Origin of the sequence: Streptomyces sp. NBC_01450 (genome assembly GCF_036227505.1) — a bacterium.
Lineage (GTDB): Bacteria > Actinomycetota > Actinomycetes > Streptomycetales > Streptomycetaceae > Streptomyces.
Genome location: NZ_CP109480.1, coordinates 498,012 through 518,612 on the forward strand (window position 1 = coordinate 498,012; position 20,601 = coordinate 518,612).

A 20,601-nucleotide genomic window follows, 5' to 3' on the forward strand; every position below is an offset into this window, starting at 1 on the left:
GCGAGCGTCCATGGCCGGAGTCGCAGCGTTCGCAGATCACCTCAGCCGGTGTCACACTTACGACGTGGTCGTCTTGCCACTTCCGCGGTGCGTTTCAGGCGGACGTTCGGCACCGGTGTCGTGGCCGTCTGTCCGCTGCTGGGCTCGTGTCGGCCGTACGCGTGGCCGGGTGACGAGGCAGGGTGTGGCCCACCTGGCCGAGGCGGGCGACGACGCACCGCGACCACCGGAGCCGCATCCGTGCGTGAGAGCGCGGGCCGGTGCGCGCCTGAACCTCCATGCCTACGTGGCCACCCGGTTCGACGCGATCCGCGCCGTCGCGCCCCGTCACAAGAGGTACGTACCTCCCGGCCGACCCTCTCGGGAGCCCTTGGCACCACGCCGCGATGTCGGCGCGCAAGGGAGGTCTCTCGTATGAACGCCTGCATCCGGGGCGTGGTCATCGTCATGACCGCGATCTCGACGGCCGTCGCTCTCGCGGCCTGCGGGCAGGACGCCGGGAACGACTCCCACGGCGGAAACACCCTCACGATCGGTCTGCTGCTGCCGGACATCACCACGACTCGCTGGGAGACACAGGACGAGCCCTTGCTCGAGAAGAAGATCACGGAGCTGTGCCACAACTGCAAGCTCGAGCATGTCAATGCCAAGGGCGATGTGGCCACCCAGCGGGAACAGATGGACTCGATGATCACCAGGGGGGTCGATGCCATCATGCTCGTCGCCGTCGACTCCAGAGCGCTAGGCGCCGCGGTCAAGAAAGCCCATGCGGCGGGTATCCCGGTCATCGCCTACGACCGTCTCGCCGAGGGTCCGATCTCGGGTTATGTCTCCTTCGACGGCGAGGAGGTCGGCAGACTCCAGGGCAGGGCGCTGCTGAAGGCGATGGGCACCAAGGCGCGCACCGGCGAGATCGTCATGATGAACGGCGATCCCAGCGACCCCAACGCGGTGTCGTTCAAGAAGGGCGCACTGTCCGTACTCGAAGGGAGAGTGAAGATCGGCAAGGCCTACGACATCCTCCAGTGGAGGCCGGAGACCGCGAACCTCGACATGTCCGGCGCCATCTCCGCCCTCGGCGTCGCCCACATCCAGGGGGTCTACGCCGCCAACGACGGCCTCGCCGCCGGCGCCATCTCCGCCCTCAAGGCCAACAAGGTCGCCCCGCTGCCCCCCGTCACCGGGCAGGACGCCGAACTGGCAGCCCTTCGGCGCATGGTCGGCGGCGATCAGTACATGACCGTCTACAAGCCCTTCGGGCCCGAGGCTTCCACCGGCGCCGCGATGGCCGTGGCCGCGGTCCGCCATGAGAGCCTCGACCGGGTTACCACCGGCAAGGTGAGGGTCCGCGGCGGCAAGACGGTTCCCGCCGCCTTGCTCACGCCCGTGTCCGTGACCGTCGACAACATCAAGAACACCTTGGTGAAGGACGGCGTGTACACGGTCCAGCAGATCTGCACCCCCCGGCTCAGGGCAGCGTGCGGCAAGGCGGGGCTCACCTGACGGGTGGGTTCCGACCAGGTACGGACCCCGGGAAGGAGATGGTTTCCGTGCCGACTCCCCCCTTGCTGGCGTTGCGCGGCGTCTGCAAGCGCTTCGGCGTCGTCGAGGTCCTCACGGACATCGAACTGGACATTTACGCCGGCCAGGTCGTAGCTCTTCTGGGGGACAACGGGGCCGGCAAATCCACCCTGGTCAATGTCATCTCCGGGGTCGTCCCCGCGGACAAGGGAACCATCGAGTGGGAGGGCCGGGCGGTGCACATCAAACGCCCCCACGACGCCCGGGACCTCGGCATCGCCACCGTCTACCAGGACCTCGCGCTGTGCGGGAACCTCGATGTCGTCGGCAATCTGTTCCTCGGGCGGGAGATCCGCAGGTTCGGCTTCCTCGACGAGGTGGAGATGGAGCGCCGCACCAAACACCTGTTGGAACGCCTGACCAAAGGTGTTCCCGATCTGCGCGTCCCCACCGTCTCGCTGTCCAGTGGCCAGCGGCAGACGGTCGCCATCGCCCGCTCGCTCCTCGGCAACCCACGGGTTCTCCTCCTGGACGAACCGACCGCGGCTCTGGGGTTCGAGCAGACGCGCGAGGTCCTGGACCTCGTCGACCAACTGCGCGACCGCGGCCTGGGAGTACTGCTCATCAGTCACAACATGAGCGACGTCAAAGCTCTCGCGGACCGGGCCGCCGTGCTGCGGCTCGGTCGCAACAACGGCTTCTTCGACGTGAACACCGCATCTCAGGAACAGATCATCTCCTCCGTCACCGGCGCCACGGAGAACGTGCCCCACCGGATGGCCTCCCACGAGTCGGGGTGGTGAAGGGATGCGCAGGACGGCGGACAACGCTCGGGCCGAACCCACCGCAGCCCACGCCGAGGACCCTCGGCCCCGCCGTCGGCGGGCCGTCGCCCATGCCCTCGCGCGCGCCGCCGAGCGATGGGTCACCGTCTCGCGGCACAAACTGAGCGCCGGCGAAGTGGGCTCGCTGCCCGTCCTCCTCGTCCTCGCCGCGGTCTGGATCACCTTCCAGTCCCTGAACCAGAGCTTCCTCTCGCCCCGGAACCTGTCCAATCTCAGCGTGGACGTCGCGGGCACCGGTCTCATCGCGGTCGGCATCGTCTTCGTTCTGCTGATCGGTGAACTCGACCTGTCGGTCGGCTCGATCAGCGGTCTCGCGGCGGCCGTCTTCGCCGTTCTGAACGTGGACAACGGCGTGCCCGAATGGCTTGCCGCCATCATCGGGGTGCTCGCGGGTACCGCGGCGGGAACCATCCAGGGCTTCTCCTTCGCCAGGACCCGGGTGCCGGCGTTCGTCGTCACGCTCGCGGGACTGCTCACCTGGAACGGCTTCATGCTGTCCATCCTCGGGACCAGCGGCACCGTCAACCTCGACGAGAACGGGCTCGTCGCCAAACTGACCAGCTACTACTTCACCAACGACGGTGCCGCCTACGGCCTGGCGGCGATCGCCGCGACCATCTTCTTCCTCGTCCACTACCAGGACAGGCGGCGCCGCAAGACCGTCGGCATGCCGCACCGCTCACTCGGGGGGATCACCGCGCGCACCGGAGCTCTCGCAGTGGTCGCGTTCACCGGCGCGTATCTGCTCAACCGCTTCCAGGGCCTGCCGCTCGCCCTCCTGATCTTCCTCGCCGTGGTGGCCGGCCTCGACATCGTGCTCCGCCACACGCACTACGGGCGGCAGATCTACGCAGTCGGGGGCAGTGTCGAGGCAGCCCGTCGCGCCAGCCTCAGCGTGACGCGGGTACAGACCTCGGTGCTCGCGATCTCGGGCACCATGGCAGCGATCGGCGGTCTGTTCCTCGCGTCGCGCATCACCTCGGTGAGCCAGAGTTCGGGCTCGGGCGTCCTGCTGCTCAACGCCATCGCGGCAGCCGTCATCGGAGGCGCCAGCCTGTTCGGAGGGCGCGGCACCACCTGGTCCGCGGCGCTCGGCATGCTGATCATCCAGTCGATCGCCTCAGGCATGGCGCTCACGGACACCCCCGCCGCCGTCCAGTTCGTCATCACGGGCGGGGTGCTCTTCGCCGCGGTGCTCATCGACTCACTGTCGCGCCGCTCGCAGAAGGCACACGGACGGGCTTGACGGGTGACCGGTCCACTGATCCAACTGCGCTCCCGTGGCGGCCGACCTGCCCCGAAGCGTGGCATGTTTGGCGCCGAGCTACGAGGCTGCTGTGAATTCGTGAGGCGTTTGAACGCTGCCGGGCTCGTCTGCGTATGGCATGGGGGATTTCCATGCCGGGCCTGCAACGGGACGTAGGAGTACACACGTGAGACGCAATACGCGCAGACGCCCCATGGGGGCACAGCGTGCGACTTTCGCCGCAGCCGCGCTGATATTGGGCGGAGGAGGGCTCGTAGCGGTCAATGTCTACGCTTCAGCCACCGAAAGCGGCTCGGACGGTGCGCCCGGTCAGCAGGCGAACCAGACCTGGTCCTCGGGAGCCGCCACGATCGACTGTCCGGACGTGGGCAGCCAACTCGCGGAGGTGCCGCAGCAAGCGAGGGAGGCCGTCGACAAGGAACTCGCCCTCCTCGACCAGCAGGTCTCCGAAGCGTATGCACGACTGACCTCGGAGCAGCAGGCGCAGGCACAGGACGCGAACTTCATCCAGAACGCGATCCTCGCGCCGCTGAAGGAGAAGCGGGGTGCGGTCATCGACCGCATCAAGACCGACTTCCAGGACGCGGGCGCCGAAGCCCCGAACTCGCTTGACGCGCTCGCCACTTGCAAGGCGGTCCCCGCGGACCAGACCCAGAACAACGCCGGTGGCCAGAACGACAATGGCCAGCAGCAGAACAACAACGGCAATCAGAACGGCGGTCAGCAGGGCGGCGGCGCGAGTGGCGTCAGCGGCCCCGTCGCCGCGGACTTCGTGGACATCACGACGGTCCAGCCGAACGTGCCGCAGAAGCCGGGCAACGGCGGCAGCGCCTCGACCGGCACGTTCACCAGCTCGTGCGGTGTGAACGCCAACAAGAAGTTCAACACCGACAACGTGATCGTCGCCCCCGGTGTCACCAACGGCGCCCACCACCTGCACGACTACGTCGGCAACCAGTCGAACGACGCGTTCGCCACGAACGACGATCTCGCCAAGGCCGAGACCACCTGCCAGAACCAGGGCGACAAGTCCACGTACTACTGGCCGGTGCTCCGAGTCCAGGACGGTACGCAGGAGTTCGACGCCGACAAGAACGGCGGCGGCCTGGAGGGCAACGTCGGGAAGGTCCTGCAGGCCAAGCAGGCGCAGATCGAGTTCATCGGCAACCCGCAGAGCAAGGTCGTCGAGATGCCGACGTTCCTGCGCATCATCACCGGCGACGCCAAGGCGTTCACCAACGGTCCGGCGAACGCCAACGCCCACTGGAGCTGCACCGGCTTCGAGGACAAGGTGCAGTTGACGGACAAGTACCCGATCTGCCCCCAGGGCAGCAGCGTGGTGCGGTCGTTCGCCTTCCAGAGCTGCTGGGACGGCCAGAACATCGACAGCGCCAACCACCGTACGCACGTGGCCTTCGCCGGCGCCGACGGCAACTGCTCGGGCGGCTTCAAGGCGATCCCGCAGCTGACGATGCGGCTGGTCTACGACGTTCCGGCGCCGACCCTCGAGAACGGCCAGGTGAAGAACCCGTACGCGGTGGACGGGTTCCCGGAGCAGGTGCACAAGGCGATCACCGACCACGACGACTTCATCAACGTCTTCGACGCCTCCCTCATGCGGGAGATGGTGGACTGCATCAACGCCGGCCGCCAGTGCGGCGACGGTGCCGGTGGAGGAGCCGGCGGCGGTGACGATGACGGTGCCGGCGGCAATGGCACCGGCAACGGCAACGGCAACGGCAATGCTGGGGAGGGTAACGGCGGCGGCGCCGGTACGGGTGAGCCGTCTCAGGACGAGCCGACACCGAGTCCTGACGCCTCGTCCGGCGGCAACGACGCGACGGCCTCCGCCACCCCCACGGACACGCAGACCACGCAGCCCCCGGCCAGTACGCCGCGCACCACCGAACCGGCGAACGGCGGCCAGGCCACCGGCAACAGTGGCGTCGTACCCAAGGCGGACACGAAGCCCTCGGCCGCGGGGAGCGACGCGGCCGCCGCACCGCAGGGCGGCTCGAACGACGACCACGGCACCGATGCGACCCACCCCGAGCAGACGCCGGCCACGGGCGAGGACGCTCCGTCCACGCAGGCGACAGCGCAGGACACGTCGCAGTCTCAGTCGCAGACCGAACCGCAAGCGGTCACGGGCGATCTGGCCGACACCGGCACGAACCTCTGGCCCGCCGCGGGCGGAGGCGTTCTCGTGATCGCGGGCCTGGTGCTCCTGGTCCGCATCCGGCGCACCTCCGTGTGACGCACCCCCGGCCGAAATCACCGCGCCGCCCGTACCCGCACGCCGCGGGTACGGGCGGCGCCGTCGTCGGCGTTCCCGGCTCGACGACACGGTCCTCGCCCGGCGGAATCACGTGGACCTCGGCGGTTTGATCCACCCCAGCGACCGCTCGACGGCTCGCTGCCAGTTGTCGTATTCCAGCTCTCGCCGCTCGGGGGCCATGTCCGGAAGCCATTGGGCGGCCCGGTGCCAGTTACGGCGCAGTACTTCCAGGTCCGGCCAGTAGCCGGCGGCGAGGCCCGCGGCGTAGGCGGCGCCGAGGGAAACCGTCTCGGCGACCATGGGCCGCACCACGGGCACATCGAGCACGTCGGCCACGAACTGCATGAGCAGGTTGTCCGCGGTCATGCCACCGTCCACCTTGAGCTCCTTCAGCGCGACCGAGAAGTCGGCGTTCATGGCGTCGACGACCTCGCGCGTCTGCCAGCCGGTGGCCTCCAGGACGGCTCGGGCCAGGTGTCCCTTGGTGATGTACGAGGTGAGACCGACGATGACTCCGCGTGCGTCGCTGCGCCAGTGGGGCGCGAACAGACCCGAGAACGCGGGAACGATGTAGCAGCCGCCGTTGTCCTCGACCGTCCGCGCGAGCGTCTCGATCTCCGGCGCGCTGTTGATCAGTCCCAGCCGGTCGCGGAACCACTGGACCAGCGAGCCGGTGACGGCTATCGACCCCTCCAGGGCGTACGCCGGGGGCTGGTCCCCGATCTTGTAGGCGACGGTGGTGAGGAGTCCGTGCCGGGACCGTACGACATCGGTACCGGTGTTGAGCAGCAGGAAGCTGCCCGTTCCGTACGTGCACTTCGCCTCACCCGGTGAGAAGCAGGTCTGGCCGAACAGGGCGGCCTGCTGATCACCGAGGGCGGCCGTGATGCGAACGCCCGGGAGGAGCGAGCGGGCATCGCCGTAGCCCTCGGCCGAGGACCGGATCTCGGGCAGCATGGGACGGGGAACCCCGAAGAAGTCCAGAAGCTCCTCGTCCCAGGTGAGCGCGCGGATGTTCATCAGCATGGTGCGGCTGGCATTGGTGGCGTCGGTGATGTGCAGACCACCCTCCGTGCCGCCGGTGAGGTTCCAGATCAGCCAGCTCTCCATGGTGCCGAACAGCACCTCGCCGTCCTTGGCGCGCTGGTCCAGTCCGTTCACATGGTCGAACAGCCAGCGGATCCGCGGCGCCGAGAAGTAGGTCGAGGGGGGCAGGCCGCAACGCTCGAGAAAGAACTCGTCTCCGGGCTGGTTTCTCAGGTCCTCGACGAGCGGTGCGGTACGGATGTCCTGCCAGACGATCGCCCTGCCCAGCGGTGCGCCCGTACGCCGGTCCCAGAGCACCGTCGTCTCCCGCTGATTGGCGATGCCGATGGCGGCGATCTCCGCCGCGCCGACGCCGACGTCGGAGAGCGCCTCGGGCACGATGCGCCGCAGATTGCGCCAGATCTCGACGGCGTCGTGCTCGACCCAGCCGGGCCTGGGAAAGTGCTGCTGATGCTCCCGCTGGGCGACCGACACCAGTCGCCCATGGTGGTCGAACAGAATGCATCGGGTGGAGTTGGTGCCCTGATCGATGGACATCACATACCGTTCAACCATGATCGGGTCTGCCTTCCGAGGTCGAGGAGGCGGAGTTCTACGAGCGTGCTGCTCCCAGATCTCTGGAGATCGCCCGTGCGGCCTCGCGGAGCAGGGTGATCAGGTTCGGCCGAGGACGGCCGTGACTGTCGCAGATTCTCTCGATCGGGCCGGAGAGGCCGATGGCACCCACCACGAGGCCGCCGTGCCCCCGGATCGGCGAGGCGATGGCGGCTTCGCCCATGCTCATTTCCTGGACCTCCGCGGCCCAGCCCAGTTCCCGGATCCCGGCGAGTGACCGGGTGAGTTTCTCGGGGACGACCACAGTGTGCCGGGTGTACGCCTCCAGCCCGGCTTCCGAAGCCGACTCGAGGGTGGCGGTGCCGAACGCCAGCAGAACCTTGCCCAGCGAGGAGGCGTGCAGTGGCAGAAGTGAGCCCACGTCCAGGGTCTGGAGCGTGTCGTCCGGCCGAAACACATGGTGGATCACCAGGACCTGGCCCTCGAAGGGGGTGCCGAGGCGGACCGCCTCACCACTACGGGCGGCCAGGGCATCGGCCCAGTTGATGGAGCGCGACCGCAGCTCGTTCACGTCGAGATAGCTGGTGCCCAGGTGCAGCAGTGCGGCACCGAGCTGGTACTTTCCGGTCCCCGCGTCCTGCTCCACGAAATCCACGTGCTGGAGGGTGCGCAGAATGCCGTGGGCCGTGCCCTTCGCCAGCCCGAGCGAGGCCGCCACCTCGCCGAGCCCGAGTCGACGGGGCCCACCGGCGAGCAGGCGCAAGATCGCCGCCGCCCGTTCGATCGACTGGACTGGGCCGGCCATGAGGCGAGCCTAGTACCGCCACGGGGGCTTCGCTTCACATGCAGGCCGCCGCCGGTTCACGACCGGCCGGGGGTGAGCGTTCGGTAATGGCGACCGCCATTCATTGACCGGCCTCCCCTTCGCTTCCTAACGTGCACTGAGGCCCGGCAACGCGCGCTGAGGCCCGGCAACCGGCCGGCAGCGCTCACCGGAGGAGAACAGATGGCGGCACAGCTCAATACGATGCTTCGGGAGGCGGTCGAACACGTCGGTCCGTTGCCGCACGTCGCCGAGGCCGTACCGGCCGTACGCCGACGTGTGAAGGCGGTTCTCGCCGACTGGAAGGTGTCCCCCGAGATCGCCGAGGACGCCCTCCTGGTGGTCTCGGAGCTGCTCACCAACGCGATCGTCCACGCCCTGCCTCCGGCGGAGCTGCGGCTGTCATGGGTACGCAACGACGGGCTCAGCACGCTGCGCGTCGAAGTGACCGACGCAGGATCCGCGCTTCCGGCCGGGCAGTCGCCCCCGGGAATCGATCCGGACGAGCACGGCCGGGGCCAGGAGATCGTCCACGCACTGGCGACTCGGCACGGCATACGTGTCCATTCCGGCGGAATCACCCGGTGGGCCGAACTCGTCGAGGCGTGAGATCCGCCGGTGGATGCCGCGACAGGTAGCCCCTGCGCGACTCGTCGTCCAGCCCTGAGCACACACTTGCCCGGCGTCGTCGCATGCTCCGCGTCCTCGAACCCCACCCACGGATCCCCCCGCGGCGCCCGCGCGCAGCCGGCCGGTCATCCGTGCCGGCTCAGATCGTGGAAGAAGTCCTCGACGACGTGGAGCTCCCCGGAGCGGGCCGTCTCGTCGTAGACGTATTTGCCGACGGCGAGGTCGAGTACTCCCAGGCCGAAGGGCGAGAACACCAGGGTCCGGTCGGTGGGGGGTGTCACGCGTCCGGTCATGACGTCGGCGAGTGTGCCGTGCAGGAAGTCGCGGTTGCCAGTGAGCTGCTCGGCCAGGTGCGGGGAGGTGTCGGCCTTGAGGCAGTGGTCGACGTCGTCGACGATGTTGGCCGAGGCGAGGATGATCTCGGGTGCGAGGTCACGCAGGGACACGTGCAGGACCAGCGGGTTGTGGCCGAACCAGGCCGGGTCGCTGATGTGTGGCTCGCCGGCGATGGTCGCGAAGACGACGAGGTCGCTGGAGCGGATGACCGCCTCGGAACTCTCGTGCACGGTGATCTGTCCGGCGACGCTGGTCTGTCGGACGTGGTCACGGAAACCGGCGGCGCTGTCGTCGGACAGATCATGGACGCCGATCTCGTCGAACGACCAGCCCACGGCGGTCAGGAAGGTGTGGATGTAGCGGGCGATCAGGCCCGTCCCGATGAACCCGATGCGGGTGGGGCGGCGCCGGTTGCGGGTGAGGTGGTCGGCGGCCAGTGCCGCGGATGCGGCCGTTCTGGTGGCGCTGATGATGGAGCTTTCCAGACAGGCGAAGGGGTAGCCCGTGTCGTGGTCGTTGAGGATGAGGACCGCGGAGGCCCTGGGGATACCGGCCTGGACGTTGTCGGGAAAGCTGGAGATCCACTTGAGGCCGTCCACCCGCGCGGGCCCGCCGATCGAGGCGGGCAGCGCGATGATCCGGGCGGAGGGTCGGTCGGGGAAGCGCAGGAAGTAGGACGGCGGGTTGACCGACTCGCCGGCGGCGTGCAGGTGATAGGTGGCCTCGACGAGGTCCACGATCTGCTTCTCCCGGTCCTGCAGGGCCTGCTGGACCTGGGCGCCGGAGATCACCGCGAACGGTGGCACGATGTGCGGCTGGGACATGACGGACTCCATTGCGTGGGAACGGTCGGTGGTCATCCGGCGCTCACCTCGCCGGTCGGCGGGCACTCGGCCAGGCGCAGCGGCTCGGCCATGGCGACGAGCACCTCGCGTGGTCCCTGGAAGGCCTCTCTGCTGTGCGCGGTGCGCACATTGTCGACGAGCATGAGGTCGTCGGCCTGCCACGGCTCGCGGGTGGTGCGGGCGGTGTAGGTGTCGTTGAGGAGCTGGACGGTGTCCGGGCCTATGGGGTCGCCGCCTCCGAAGCGGGTGTTGAACGGCAGTCCTTCGGCGCCGTAGACGTCGATGAGGTATTCGCGGATCTCGGGTTCGATCGTCCATTCGTTGAGGAAGGCGATCTGGTTGAACCAGCAGCGGCGGCCGGTGACCGGGTGGGCCGTCACGGCGGGGCGGCGCTGCCGGGTACGCAGGCCCCCGTCGGGTTGCCAGGCGATCTCGATGGCGTGGGTGCGGCAGTAGTCCTCGATGGCGGTCCGGTCGTCGGTGCCGAAGGCCTCGGCGTACGGGGCGCCGATCTCGTCGTTGTAGGTGCGGGTGAGCAGCCAGCCCTCCTGTTCGAAGCGGTGCACCAGCTCGGTGGGCAGTGCCTCGAGGACGGCGGACGCGTCGGCGACGGCGGTGGCTCCACCGGTGGTGGGTGCGGTCAGGCAGGCGAACAGCATGAGGCCTGGCGGCCGGAGGGTGTAGCTGAGTTCGTGGTGCATGCACATCGGCTGGTTCGACGGCCATGTCGAGGAGGAGTACACGCCCGGGGTGTGGGTCCGGCGCGGGGCGAAGGCTTCCTTGTCGGTCATCAGGGCCGGGGCCAGGCGGTGGAGGACGGCGCCGGCGTGCTCCACGTCGCGCAGCCGCAGGCCGCGGATGAGGACCGCGCCGTGTTCGGTGACGAGGGTGCGCAGTGCCTGCCGGTGTTCGGCCGCCCAGGCAGGGGCGTCGTCGGGGGTGTCGATGTGCAGAATCGGGGGTCCGCCGGGGTGCAGGTCCACCTCCGGCAGGGACGCCGGGGTCGCGTACGGCATGGTGCTTTTCCTTTCGGTGTCGGTCAGGCGGAGGTCAGGGGTGGGGTCGCGTGGTGCTCGGGTCCGTTGTCGACCAGAGCGGCGAGATCGGTGAGGACCGGGTGTGCGGTCACGTCCTTGAGGGACACGGCGCGGTCCAGGGCGATGGCCAGCTTCACCGCCGAGAGGGAGGTACCGCCGCGGTCGAAGAAGTGGTCGCGGCGTCCGATCCGGTCCTGCGGTACGCCCAGGACCTTCGCCCATGCGGCCGCCAGGCGCCGCTCGGTCGGTGTGGCCGGCGGCTGGTGGTCGTCCTCGGTGCCGGCGAGTTCCTCGGCGAGCGCCGCCAGTGCCTTCTTGTCGATCTTGCTGTTGGCGGTCAGCGGCAGGCTTTCGCGCCAGTGGAAGGCCGCGGGGATCATGTACTCGGGCAGTGAGGCACCCAGCCGATCGGTGAGGGTCCCGGTGTCGAGGGGCTTGGGCCCGGAGTAGAACGCGATCAGGTGCTTGCTCTGGTCGGCGCGTTCGACCGTCACCACCGCGCCGTCGCGGACACCGGGGAGACGGAGCAGGGTGTTCTCGATCTCCCCGATCTCGATCCGGAACCCCCGGATCTTGACCTGGGCATCGCGGCGGCCGAGGAATTCCAGCTTTCCCGAAGGGTGCCAGCGGCCGTGGTCGCCGCCGAGGTAGAGCCGCGTGCCTTCGCGGTGCGGATCGACCAGGTAGGCCGCCCGGGTGAGTTCGGGGTCGTTGATGTATCCGCGGCCGACGCAGACCCCGGAGAACGCGATCACGCCCGGGGCGCCCAGGGGCACCGGAGTGAGGTGTTCGTCGACGACGTAGACGCGTACGTTGTTGACCGCGCGGCCGAGCAGGACGCGGTCCGGCGCCCGGTCCATGACGTCGTGGTTGGTGTCGTCCGAGGTCTCGGTGAGCCCGTAGGCGTTGACGAGACCGATCCTGGGCTGGGCGGTGAACCAGCGTTCGGCGAGCTCCTTCTTCAGCGCCTCGCCCGTGACCGACACGTAGCGCAGGTCGGGCAGCGCGCGGGGGCGCTGTTCGAGCTCGGTCAGGACGGCCTCGAGGTAGGAGGGCACCACCTGCAAGACGGTGACCTTGCCGTCGATGAGGGTGTCGAGGAAGCGGGGTACGTCGAGGATGACGTCCTGTTCGACCAACAGGGTCCGCCCACCGACCAGCAGCGCGCAGACCAACTGCCACAGGGAGATGTCGAAACACTGTGGCGCGGTCTGGGCGACCACGTGTCCCTCGCCGATCTGGAGGTCGTCGATCTTGGCGTAGAGGTGGTTGAGCATGCCCGCGTGCTCGCACATCGCGCCCTTCGGTTCACCGGTGGAGCCGGAGGTGAAGTAGATGTAGGCGAGTTGGCCGGGCGTGACGGGGATGCCGAGATCGTCTTCGGCGTGGTCTTCCGCGTAGGCCGTGTCGACGAGGAGTCGCTCGGTTCCAGGAAGGGAGTCGAGGGCCTGGTCGAGGGTGGTGGTGCTGCCGGGTTCGGTCAGGACCAGTGCGCATGCGGCGCGGGAGAGGGTGGTGGCGATGCGTTCGGCCGGGAAGTGCGGCTCGATGGGGAGGTAGGCGCCTCCGGCTTTGAAGACCGCGATGACGGCGGCCAGCCAGTCCAGGTTGCGTTCGGTCACCACCGCGACGACGCCTTCGCGATCGAGTCCGCGGGCCAGCAGGGCGCGGGCCAGCCGGTTGGCCCGGGCGTTGAGCTCTCCGTAGGTCCACTGCCGGTCGGCGTGCACGGCGGCGACAGCGTCCGGATGGGTCCGCACCCGGTCCTCGAACAGCTCGTGCATCCGCGCATCAGGCAACTCCCGCACGGGTCCGGCCAGTTGATCGAGCTGGAACCGCAACTCCTCGGCGGACAGCAGGCTCTGGTGTGCGTGCTGGGCATCGGGGTCGGCGGTGATCAGTGCGAGCGCGGTCAGATGGTAGCCGGCGATGCGGGCGGCGCTGTCGGCGTCGAGGGCGTCGGTGCGGTAGCGCAGCCGCAGTACGAGCCGACCGTCGTGGTGACGGACGCCCACCCGCAGTGCGGTGTCCTCGGCGAGGTCTCCGTCGACTGCGGCAGGATCGAGAACGGTCTCGAACAACGGCCCGACCAGGCCCAGTTCGCGCCTCAGAACGTCGACGTCCTCGGCCGGGACGTCCTGGTGTGCCAGCAGCTCGGCGGCGACCTGGTGGGTGTGGTGAAGCAACTCGCGCCAGGAGGCCGGCGCGGTGGTGAGCCGGCACGGGAGCGGGCTGCCGCCGAGGGCGACGTAGCCGGTGGTGATCTCCTGTTCTCCGGACAGTGCCGCGAGCACCTTGGCGTGCGCGGCCAGCAGGAACGAGTCGAGCGGTACCGTCAGCTCCGCCGCCAGTCGGCGCAGCCCGGTCACGGTGTCGTCGGGGACCGGCGTCTCGTACTCCGCCACGCCGGGCACCGGCTGAAGCGTCCAGCGTGGGGCGGGGGTGAAACCGCCGGCTGTCAGCACGCCGCGCCAGTACTCGCGGCCGCTGCGGGTGGGACTCACATGCGTTGCCATCGGGTCTTTCCTCTGCTTGGTGCCGGTGTCGTGGTGTCAGTTGCCGGGTGCCGGGGCGGCCTGGGTGACATGGAGTTCTCGACCGGCCTCGAACCGGGTCTTGTGGTCCGGCATTTCCCGGGCCGGATTGCCTCCCCACTGGGCTCGCGAGGGGATTTCCTCGCCCTTCATGAGGAAGGAGTCGGGGGCCAGTGAGGCGCCGTCGGCGATCGTCACTCCGTAGTGGACGAAGGCGCCGACCCCGAGGGTGCAGCCGCTGCCGAGGGCGCTGCGGTCCGACTTGAAGGCGCCGTCCTCCTGCGAGTGGCACTGGACCACGGTCCCGGCGTTCAGCGTGCTGTCGTCGCCGATGGTGACGAGGGTGCGCTCCGGGAAGAAGCAGCCGTCGTCGAAGACCCGCTTGCCGATCCGGGCCCCCAGCAGCCGCCAGATCACGTTCTTGAACGGGGTGCCGTCGAAGGCCTGGATGTAGTGGACCGAGGCCATCTTCCAGAAGCGCTCATGGCGCCAGAAGGGGGATTCGTAGATCGAGCAGTACAGCGGCTGCTGGGGCTTGAAGCCGGTGGAGGCCCGTTCGACGAGCGCGAAGTGGACGACGGTGTACGTGAGGGTGAGGACGCTCGCCAGTGCGATCGCCAGTGCGCCGAACGAGGGGTAGAGGTCGACCGCGCCCATGGTGATGAGGGTGATCACGAAGAAGTGGATCAACCGCGCCAGCAGGTACAGGCCGGCGGTCGCCGCGTTGTGCCTGTTCTTGGCGGCCAGGCGGCGGCGCAGCTCGTCGCCGGTCTCGAGGTGGTTGAACCGGTTGTCGCGCATCACCGTGCGCGGGATCTCGAAGCTGGGGGAGCCCAGCAGGCCCACACCTTCGCGTACGGGTCCGTCGATGGGGACCATGACCTTGGTCGCGAGCAGGCAGTTGTCTCCGGTCCTGCCCTGCGCGGGGTAGGCGATGCGGTTTCCGAGGAAGTTGTGGGGCCCGATCGACGTGCGCGACACGCGGAAGGACGTGCTGGAGAAGTCGGCGTTCATGATGGACAGTCCGTCGGCGATCATGGTGCCGGTGCCGACCGAACTCAGGTACGGGTTCTCCTGCTGCACCTCGGTGCCGAAGTTCGACCCGGTCTGCTCGACGCCGGACAGGTCGTATCCGAGGTAGCGCAGGTAGTGGACGATGCCGGAACTGTCGCCGAAGAGCGTGTTCAAGGACTTCCTGTTGGTCATCACCGCGATCGCCCGCTGGATGCCGTAGTGGAAGCCGTACAGCGGATAGACCTTGCCGGGTTCGATCGCCCGGCTCAGGAGGCGCGGCACGGTGCCTACCACGAGGAGGCCGGCGAGCAGTGAGCCGAAGAGGACGAGCACGGCGGCGATCAGGGCATCGACATAGAAGGCCGGGCTGGTCATCGGCTGGGGGTTCAGGACCGTCTGAAGCTGCGGAAGTCCGGCGATCAGGGCACTCACGCCGCCCAGCGCCAGCGGCAGGTACACCGCCATCAGGCTCAGCAGCTGCACGACGCCGTACGCGGTCCTCTTGGCGGTGGGGCAGTCGGCGGGGCCGACCGTCCGGTAGTCCACCTCGGTCGGCTGCGCCGGCGAGCCGTGCCAGCGTTCGCCGGCGGGTACCGCTTGGCCGGTGTGCAGGGAGGAGGCGTGGCCCAGCTGGGCGCCGTCGCCCATCGCGGTCTCGATGTCGAGGACCGTGTGCTCGCTGACCAGCACATCGCTGCCGAGGGTGACCGGGCCGGTCTGGATCACGCCGGCGTGGGCGCGGTAGCAGGACAGCAGCACGTCCTTACGGATGATCGTACCGTCACCGATGGTGAGCAGGTCGGTGCAGACCGGGATCGTGTGGGAGAGGATCGTGACGCCCTTGCCGATCCGTGCGCCGAGCGCCCTGAGGTAGAGGACGTAGAGCGGTGAACCGGCGAACAGCCGCACGGGGCTGGTGCGGATCAGGGTCTTGACGACCCAGAAACGCAGATAGGCCATGCCCCACAGGGGGAACTCCCCGGACCGCCAACGGCCGACGAGCGTCCACTTCGCCACGACCGGCAAGGCACACAGGCCGAGGAAGCCCGCGCCGGCGAGCAGGACGGACCGCAGATAGAGGTCGGACAGACCCGATCCCGTGGAGATCCACCGGTGGCCTTCCTCGGCGGCCAGGGCGACGAGGAAGGAATAGCCCAGGAAGATCAGGAACTGGAGCGTTCCGCAGACGAGGTAGCGCCGTGTACGAGCAGCCGCCGGCGTCTGCGCCCGCATCGTCTCCTCGGCCGATGTCTGTACGTCGGTCGGTGTCTGCGCCGGTGCCGACGCCGGCGCCTCCGCGGACGGGGACGGGACGGGGGCAGGGGTTGGGGCTGGGACTGGGGCAGGCAAGGCATCGGCGAGCGCGGCGGACAGGCTCCGGATGGTGGGGTACCGGTAGATGTCCTTCATCGACACCGTCGGCAGGTCCCCCTGCTTCCTGACCCGCGCGCAGAACTGGGCCATCACCAAGGAATCGGCGCCCAGGTCGTTGAAGAAGTGGCTGTCGGCCGGCACCTGCTCGACGCGCACGACGCCGGCCAGCACCTCGGCCAGACGCCTCTCGGTGTCCGTCCCCGGGTCGGTGTCCCCGCCGTCCTGGAGGGTCGAGATGTCAGCCGGATCGGCCGTCAAGACCTCCACGGATTTCTCTAGCACGTGAGCTCCTCGATGACGTTTCGTTCAGCGGCGGTAGGTGCGGACGGATTCGTGGTGTCCGCCTCTCCAGTAGGCCCGGCCGGGGAGTTCCTGTCCTGCCCCTGAATTTCGGGGCTTGACGCAGCACACCGGCCTTGATAGCCCGCCCATTTTGCCGGTCATCGCCCTGCGATCCCTTGCTTTCCGTGCGCGTCGCCCGACTTACGACCGCATCTCACAGGCGCCCGTTCGATCCGAGGGGAAAACACCCGGGAATTGCGCTGAACGTCGCCGCCTCGTCCAGCGGTGTCCGGGTGGGGAGCGGATACCTGAGTGGGGCAGGCCATGAGGGCCGGCAGCCCCCTTGCTCCAGCCCGGGTAGGGCCCGCCCATGCGCGCTGTTTCACCCCTGGAACGGCCACTTATGCGCGAAGAGAGCGCATGTCAAGCCCCGAATTTCGGTGGCATGACAAGGCTGCCCGGATTCGGGCGTACTGGAGAAGTTCCGGCGAGTCGCAACTCGCCACACCGAATTCCTCCCGGGCCGCACCCAGACGGATCAACGGCCGGAAGGCAGTCCCCTCACCACAGTCAAGGAGCCGACCATGCCCGTCATATCCGTTCCCCAGGACTTCAACGAGGACGACCTCTTCGTCGACCTTGAGGGAATCTTCGGGCAATCACTGTTCCTCAAGTGCGAGGGCTTCAATTTCGCCGGATCGATCAAACTCAAGGCCGCCACCGAAATGGTCGAAGCCGCCGAACGCGACGGCCTGCTGACGCCGGACTCGGTTCTGGTCGAGTCGTCCTCGGGCAACCTGGGCGTGGCCCTGAGCATGATCGCGGCCGCCAAGGGCTACCGGTTCCTGTGTGTGACCGACTCCCGCTGCAACCTGGCGACCAGGCTGATGATGGAATCCCTGGGAAGCCAGGTCCACCTCATCACCGAGCCCGACCCCGTCAGCGGCTTCCTCGGCGCACGCATCGACCACGTGCGCGCGCTGTGTGCCTCCGACGACCGCTATGTGTGGCTCAACCAGTACACCAACCCCGGCAACAGCATGGCCCACTACCGCAGGACCGCGCCGGCCATCGCCCGGCAGTTCCCGGAACTGGATGTGCTGTTCGTCGGGGCCGGCACCACCGGAACCCTGATGGGCTGCGCGCGCTACTTCCGCGAGTGGCACCGCCCGGTGCGCATCGTGGCCGTCGACAGCGTGGGATCGGTGACGTTCGGGGGCGCCGCCGGCCGGCGGATGATTCCCGGCCTGGGCGCGAGCAGGCGGCCGCCGCTCCTGGACGAGTCCTATGTGGACGACGTGGTGCGCGTGGCGGAGACCGACACCATCCGGACCTGCCATCGGCTGGCCAGGCGCGGGTTCCTGTTCGGGGGGTCCACCGGCACCGTGGTCAGCGGCGCGATGGACTGGCTTGGCCGGGAAAAGGGACGGGGGTTGACCGCGGTGGCCATCGCCCCGGATCTGGGTGAGCGGTATCTGGAGACCATCTACCAGACCAACTGGGTGCAGGACCTGTACAGCGAGGACCTCCTCGACTCCCAGACACTGACCAGCGCACCCTAACTCTCCGGCGGTCAGGGGCAGGACCGCTTGGTGTTGTTCTCGACGGTGGTACGCGCGGCTTCGGCGAGGTCGGTGAACTGACCGGCGAGGGAGGCAAGGGCCTCGGGCTTGAGCCGGTAGTAGACGAACCGGCCGCACGGCTCCGTCTCCACGATCCCGGACTCCCGCAGCACCTTCAGGTGGTTGGAGAGATTGGTCTGCTTGGCGCCCGTCTCCTCGATCAGGTGCGTGGTGCAGAGCGTCTCCCGGGCGAGAAGGGTCACGATCCGGAGCCTGAGCGGGTCGGCCAGGACCCGTATCAGATCAGCATCGGCTGACGTCAGCATGGACTGATACTGTCACATCACTCGAGGCTGATACGAGTTCCGGCCCGCGCCGACCAGGGTTCGCACCCTTCCGGCCGGCACTCACCCCCGTACGGCTGTTGACCGCGAAAGAAGTACCGATGTCTGCCACTCCGCTCGCCTCCGTGCTGTTCGTCTGTGTGCACAACGCCGGGCGTTCACAGATGGCCGCGGGCTTCCTTTCGCAGCTCGCGGGCGACCGGATCGAGGTCCGCTCGGCCGGCTCGATCCCGGGCGAGCAGGTCAACCCGGCCGCGGTCGAGGCCATGCTGGAGGTCGGCGTCGACATCGCCGCCCAGAAGCCGAAGATCCTCACCACCGAGGCCGTCCAGGCGTCCGACTATGTGATCACCATGGGCTGCGGCGACGCCTGTCCCGTCTTCCCTGGCAAGAAGTACCTCGACTGGGCCCTGGAGGACCCGGCAGGCAAGGGTGTGGAGTCCGTGCGCCCCATCCGGGACGAGATCAAGGCCCGCATCGAGGTCCTTGTCAGCGAGATCGATGCCACGCAGGGGCCGGGGGCGTGAGGTCGCTCTTCCTGCGCCCGGGTTCGAAATCGGCTGTGGCCCAGCCTTGTCCGGGCGGCACGTAGTGTTCACGGTTGGTGAGGGGACGCGCACGCAGTGGACCGGAAGTCCCGTCGCATCGGTGGCGGGGCCGTCGGAGCATGGGGAGACGATTTCGATCGGGTCCGGCATGGAGGAAACAGAGACCAGGGGAGGCGGTTGGATGCGGCAGGCCGGTGTACTTGACGTCGGGTGCCACAGCGCTCTGCTCACGGTGGTGCGGTCGCGGCCGGGCACGGTGATGGAGCCGGTGTTCTCCCACAAGGTGCGTCTGCGACTGCACGAGACGCTCGACCGGAAGGGTCGACTCGACGAGGCCGGGGTGGAGAGCGTCGAGCGCGCCGTGGCCCAGGCGGTCGCCTCCGACCCTCGACTGCGCGAAACCGACATGTTCGCTTTCGCCACCTCCGTCATCCGGGACGCACCCAACCGCGACGAGGTCATCCGGCGTGTGGCCAGGCGAACGGGTACCCGACTGAGCGTGCTGGACGGCGAAGAAGAAGCGCGGCTCGCCTATGTGGCGGCCCGCCAGTGGGCGGGCCCGACGGCCGGGCGCCTGCTGGTCCTCGACGTCGGCGGCGGCACCGTGGAGATCGCCTCGGGTACCGGAGACCAGCCGCACAGCGTCCACTCCCTGCCCCTGGGCGCCCGCAGAATCACCCGTGACTGGCTGCCCGGCGGCATCGCCCCGTCGAAACAGGGGCTCAACGAGATCCGTCGGTATCTGCGTCGAAAGCTGGAAGCCGTCCCCGACCTGCCTCGGGCGGAACCGGGGACACGCGTGCTGGCCTGCTCCAAGACGTTCGAGCAGCTCGCCCGGCTCGCCGCCGCCAGAGGCAAGGCACACCGCTCGCAACGGAAGCTGGGCCTGGCCCAGTTGCGTGCGTGCGTCCCGGTACTGGCGGCCGCGAATCCGGTCCGCCGCGCCAAGCTCCCTGGCATCTCCCGGCACCGTGCCGAACAGTCCCTGGCCGGAGCCCTGGTGGCCGAGGCCCTCATGGAGGCCTGCGAGGCCAAGGCGGTCGAGGTCTGCCCTTGGTCCACTCGTGAAGGCCTGCTGCTCGAGCACCTCGCCGCCCTCCACGACACGCCCGATCACCCGCGCTCGGCATGAGCAGCGCGGCCGACCGTGCGGGTTTCCCTCACAAGAGGGGACAGACGCAACGGCCCCGATCACCATGGCGATCGGGGCCGTAGTCGTGTCGGGGCCGCCGACGGACGGCAGCTTGGGGGGCTAACGGGCTGGCGGGTGCTTCAGGACGTTTCCTCGTCGCCGTCAGTGGCAGGGAAAGCCGAGCAGGTGGCGGGCGTCGTGGACCCACTCGTGGACGTTCTCGCCGGACACGAGGGAGGTGGCGCCCTGCTCGGCGCCGACGAAGTAGAGCAGGACCAGCATCAGGATGCCGAAGAAGACCGCCCAGGGGACGATCGCGGCGATCGGCAGCTTGGCCGGTACGGCGGTGGGGGTGGTGGCCGGCTGAACAGCGGACTGTGCCAAGGCAGAACCTCCTGGGGAACTCGCGTCCCGTCTCGGTGGTGCACAGGACGACTGGCGCGGGTCTGACTTGCCCGGTTCTCAGGCCGCCAAGAGGAGGCATGGGCACTCGGTTTACAGTGGCGCGACCGTGCCGGAATCTCACCGGCTTCCGCCGACCGTCGTCGATGTCGACGAGAACGTACCGCGAAGCGGAGGCGCGGCCAAGGGCGCACAAGGTGGCGGGGAATGCGCCCTATGCTCTGC

General features: G+C 68.6%; 16 protein-coding genes, 1 pseudogene and 1 riboswitch. Of the genes and pseudogenes, 8 read left to right on the forward strand and 9 right to left on the reverse strand.

From position 1 onward, the window contains the following. Positions 1-414 precede the first annotated feature (414 nt). The 4 genes from OG568_RS02335 to OG568_RS02350 all read left to right on the forward strand — a co-directional run bounded on the left by OG568_RS02335 (position 415) and on the right by OG568_RS02350 (position 5,890). Positions 415-1,503, forward strand: coding sequence for a sugar ABC transporter substrate-binding protein (locus OG568_RS02335; RefSeq protein ID WP_329530047.1), 1,089 nt, complete (start codon positions 415-417; stop codon positions 1,501-1,503). Positions 1,504-1,541: 38 nt separating this feature from the next. Next, entirely contained in the window at positions 1,542-2,324 is a 783-nt protein-coding gene (locus OG568_RS02340; protein ID WP_329530048.1) for an ATP-binding cassette domain-containing protein, read from the forward strand. Between the two features lie 4 nt (positions 2,325-2,328). Beyond that, positions 2,329-3,612, forward strand: coding sequence for a sugar ABC transporter permease (locus OG568_RS02345; RefSeq protein WP_329530049.1), 1,284 nt, complete (start codon positions 2,329-2,331; stop codon positions 3,610-3,612). 214 nt (positions 3,613-3,826) lie between these two features. After that, positions 3,827-5,890 (forward strand): DUF1996 domain-containing protein, encoded by a 2,064-nt coding sequence (locus OG568_RS02350; protein WP_329536241.1) that lies wholly within the window; start codon positions 3,827-3,829, stop codon positions 5,888-5,890. A gap of 108 nt (positions 5,891-5,998) precedes the next feature. Here OG568_RS02350 and glpK read toward each other — a convergent pair whose 3' ends face one another. Together glpK and OG568_RS02360 are read right to left on the reverse strand one after the other, a co-directional pair. After that, entirely contained in the window at positions 5,999-7,513 is a 1,515-nt protein-coding gene (gene glpK / locus OG568_RS02355; RefSeq protein WP_329530050.1) for a glycerol kinase GlpK, read from the reverse strand. Between the two features lie 37 nt (positions 7,514-7,550). Further along, positions 7,551-8,318 (reverse strand): IclR family transcriptional regulator, encoded by a 768-nt coding sequence (locus OG568_RS02360; RefSeq protein ID WP_266424062.1) that lies wholly within the window; start codon positions 8,316-8,318, stop codon positions 7,551-7,553. Positions 8,319-8,519: 201 nt separating this feature from the next. Between OG568_RS02360 and OG568_RS02365 the strand changes: the two genes are divergently transcribed. After that, complete coding sequence (locus tag OG568_RS02365; RefSeq protein ID WP_329530051.1) at positions 8,520-8,945, forward strand: ATP-binding protein; 426 nt, start codon at positions 8,520-8,522, stop codon at positions 8,943-8,945. Here the strand turns inward: OG568_RS02365 and OG568_RS02370 are convergent. From OG568_RS02370 to OG568_RS02390, 5 genes and pseudogenes are all read right to left on the reverse strand, one after another. Further along, positions 8,929-9,076: pseudogene (locus OG568_RS02370) on the reverse strand (IclR family transcriptional regulator); the annotation flags it as partial. The gene OG568_RS02365 and the pseudogene OG568_RS02370 overlap by 17 nt on opposite strands. Before the next feature lie 15 nt (positions 9,077-9,091). Further along, the gene (gene sbnB / locus OG568_RS02375; protein ID WP_329530052.1) at positions 9,092-10,126 is read right to left on the reverse strand and encodes a 2,3-diaminopropionate biosynthesis protein SbnB; all 1,035 of its coding nucleotides are present in this window, start codon (positions 10,124-10,126) and stop codon (positions 9,092-9,094) included. A 32-nt stretch (positions 10,127-10,158) separates the two neighbouring features. Further along, complete coding sequence (locus OG568_RS02380; protein WP_329530053.1) at positions 10,159-11,163, reverse strand: TauD/TfdA family dioxygenase; 1,005 nt, start codon at positions 11,161-11,163, stop codon at positions 10,159-10,161. Positions 11,164-11,186: 23 nt separating this feature from the next. After that, positions 11,187-13,700 carry a non-ribosomal peptide synthetase gene (locus OG568_RS02385; protein WP_329530054.1) on the reverse strand — a complete coding sequence of 838 codons (2,514 nt, stop codon included), beginning with the start codon at positions 13,698-13,700 and terminating at the stop codon, positions 11,187-11,189. A gap of 36 nt (positions 13,701-13,736) precedes the next feature. After that, the gene (locus OG568_RS02390; protein ID WP_329530055.1) at positions 13,737-16,388 is read right to left on the reverse strand and encodes a Pls/PosA family non-ribosomal peptide synthetase; all 2,652 of its coding nucleotides are present in this window, start codon (positions 16,386-16,388) and stop codon (positions 13,737-13,739) included. 584 nt (positions 16,389-16,972) lie between these two features. Here OG568_RS02390 and sbnA point away from each other — a divergent pair. Next, the gene (sbnA, locus tag OG568_RS02395) at positions 16,973-17,950 is read left to right on the forward strand and encodes a 2,3-diaminopropionate biosynthesis protein SbnA (RefSeq protein WP_329530056.1); all 978 of its coding nucleotides are present in this window, start codon (positions 16,973-16,975) and stop codon (positions 17,948-17,950) included. An 11-nt stretch (positions 17,951-17,961) separates the two neighbouring features. On the opposite strand, the gene OG568_RS02400 is transcribed toward sbnA, so the two are convergent. Further along, the gene (locus OG568_RS02400) at positions 17,962-18,276 is read right to left on the reverse strand and encodes an ArsR/SmtB family transcription factor (protein ID WP_266424081.1); all 315 of its coding nucleotides are present in this window, start codon (positions 18,274-18,276) and stop codon (positions 17,962-17,964) included. Between the two features lie 119 nt (positions 18,277-18,395). Between OG568_RS02400 and OG568_RS02405 the strand changes: the two genes are divergently transcribed. Both OG568_RS02405 and OG568_RS02410 read left to right on the forward strand, forming a co-directional pair. Then, on the forward strand, positions 18,396-18,821 hold the full coding sequence (locus OG568_RS02405; RefSeq protein WP_266424084.1) for an arsenate reductase ArsC: 426 nt from the start codon (positions 18,396-18,398) through the stop codon (positions 18,819-18,821). 202 nt (positions 18,822-19,023) lie between these two features. Further along, on the forward strand, positions 19,024-19,974 hold the full coding sequence (locus OG568_RS02410; protein ID WP_329530057.1) for a Ppx/GppA phosphatase family protein: 951 nt from the start codon (positions 19,024-19,026) through the stop codon (positions 19,972-19,974). 162 nt (positions 19,975-20,136) lie between these two features. Here OG568_RS02410 and OG568_RS02415 read toward each other — a convergent pair whose 3' ends face one another. After that, the gene (locus OG568_RS02415; RefSeq protein ID WP_266589818.1) at positions 20,137-20,358 is read right to left on the reverse strand and encodes a CbtB domain-containing protein; all 222 of its coding nucleotides are present in this window, start codon (positions 20,356-20,358) and stop codon (positions 20,137-20,139) included. A gap of 36 nt (positions 20,359-20,394) precedes the next feature. After that, positions 20,395-20,555, reverse strand: a riboswitch (cobalamin riboswitch). Positions 20,556-20,601: the final 46 nt, after the last annotated feature.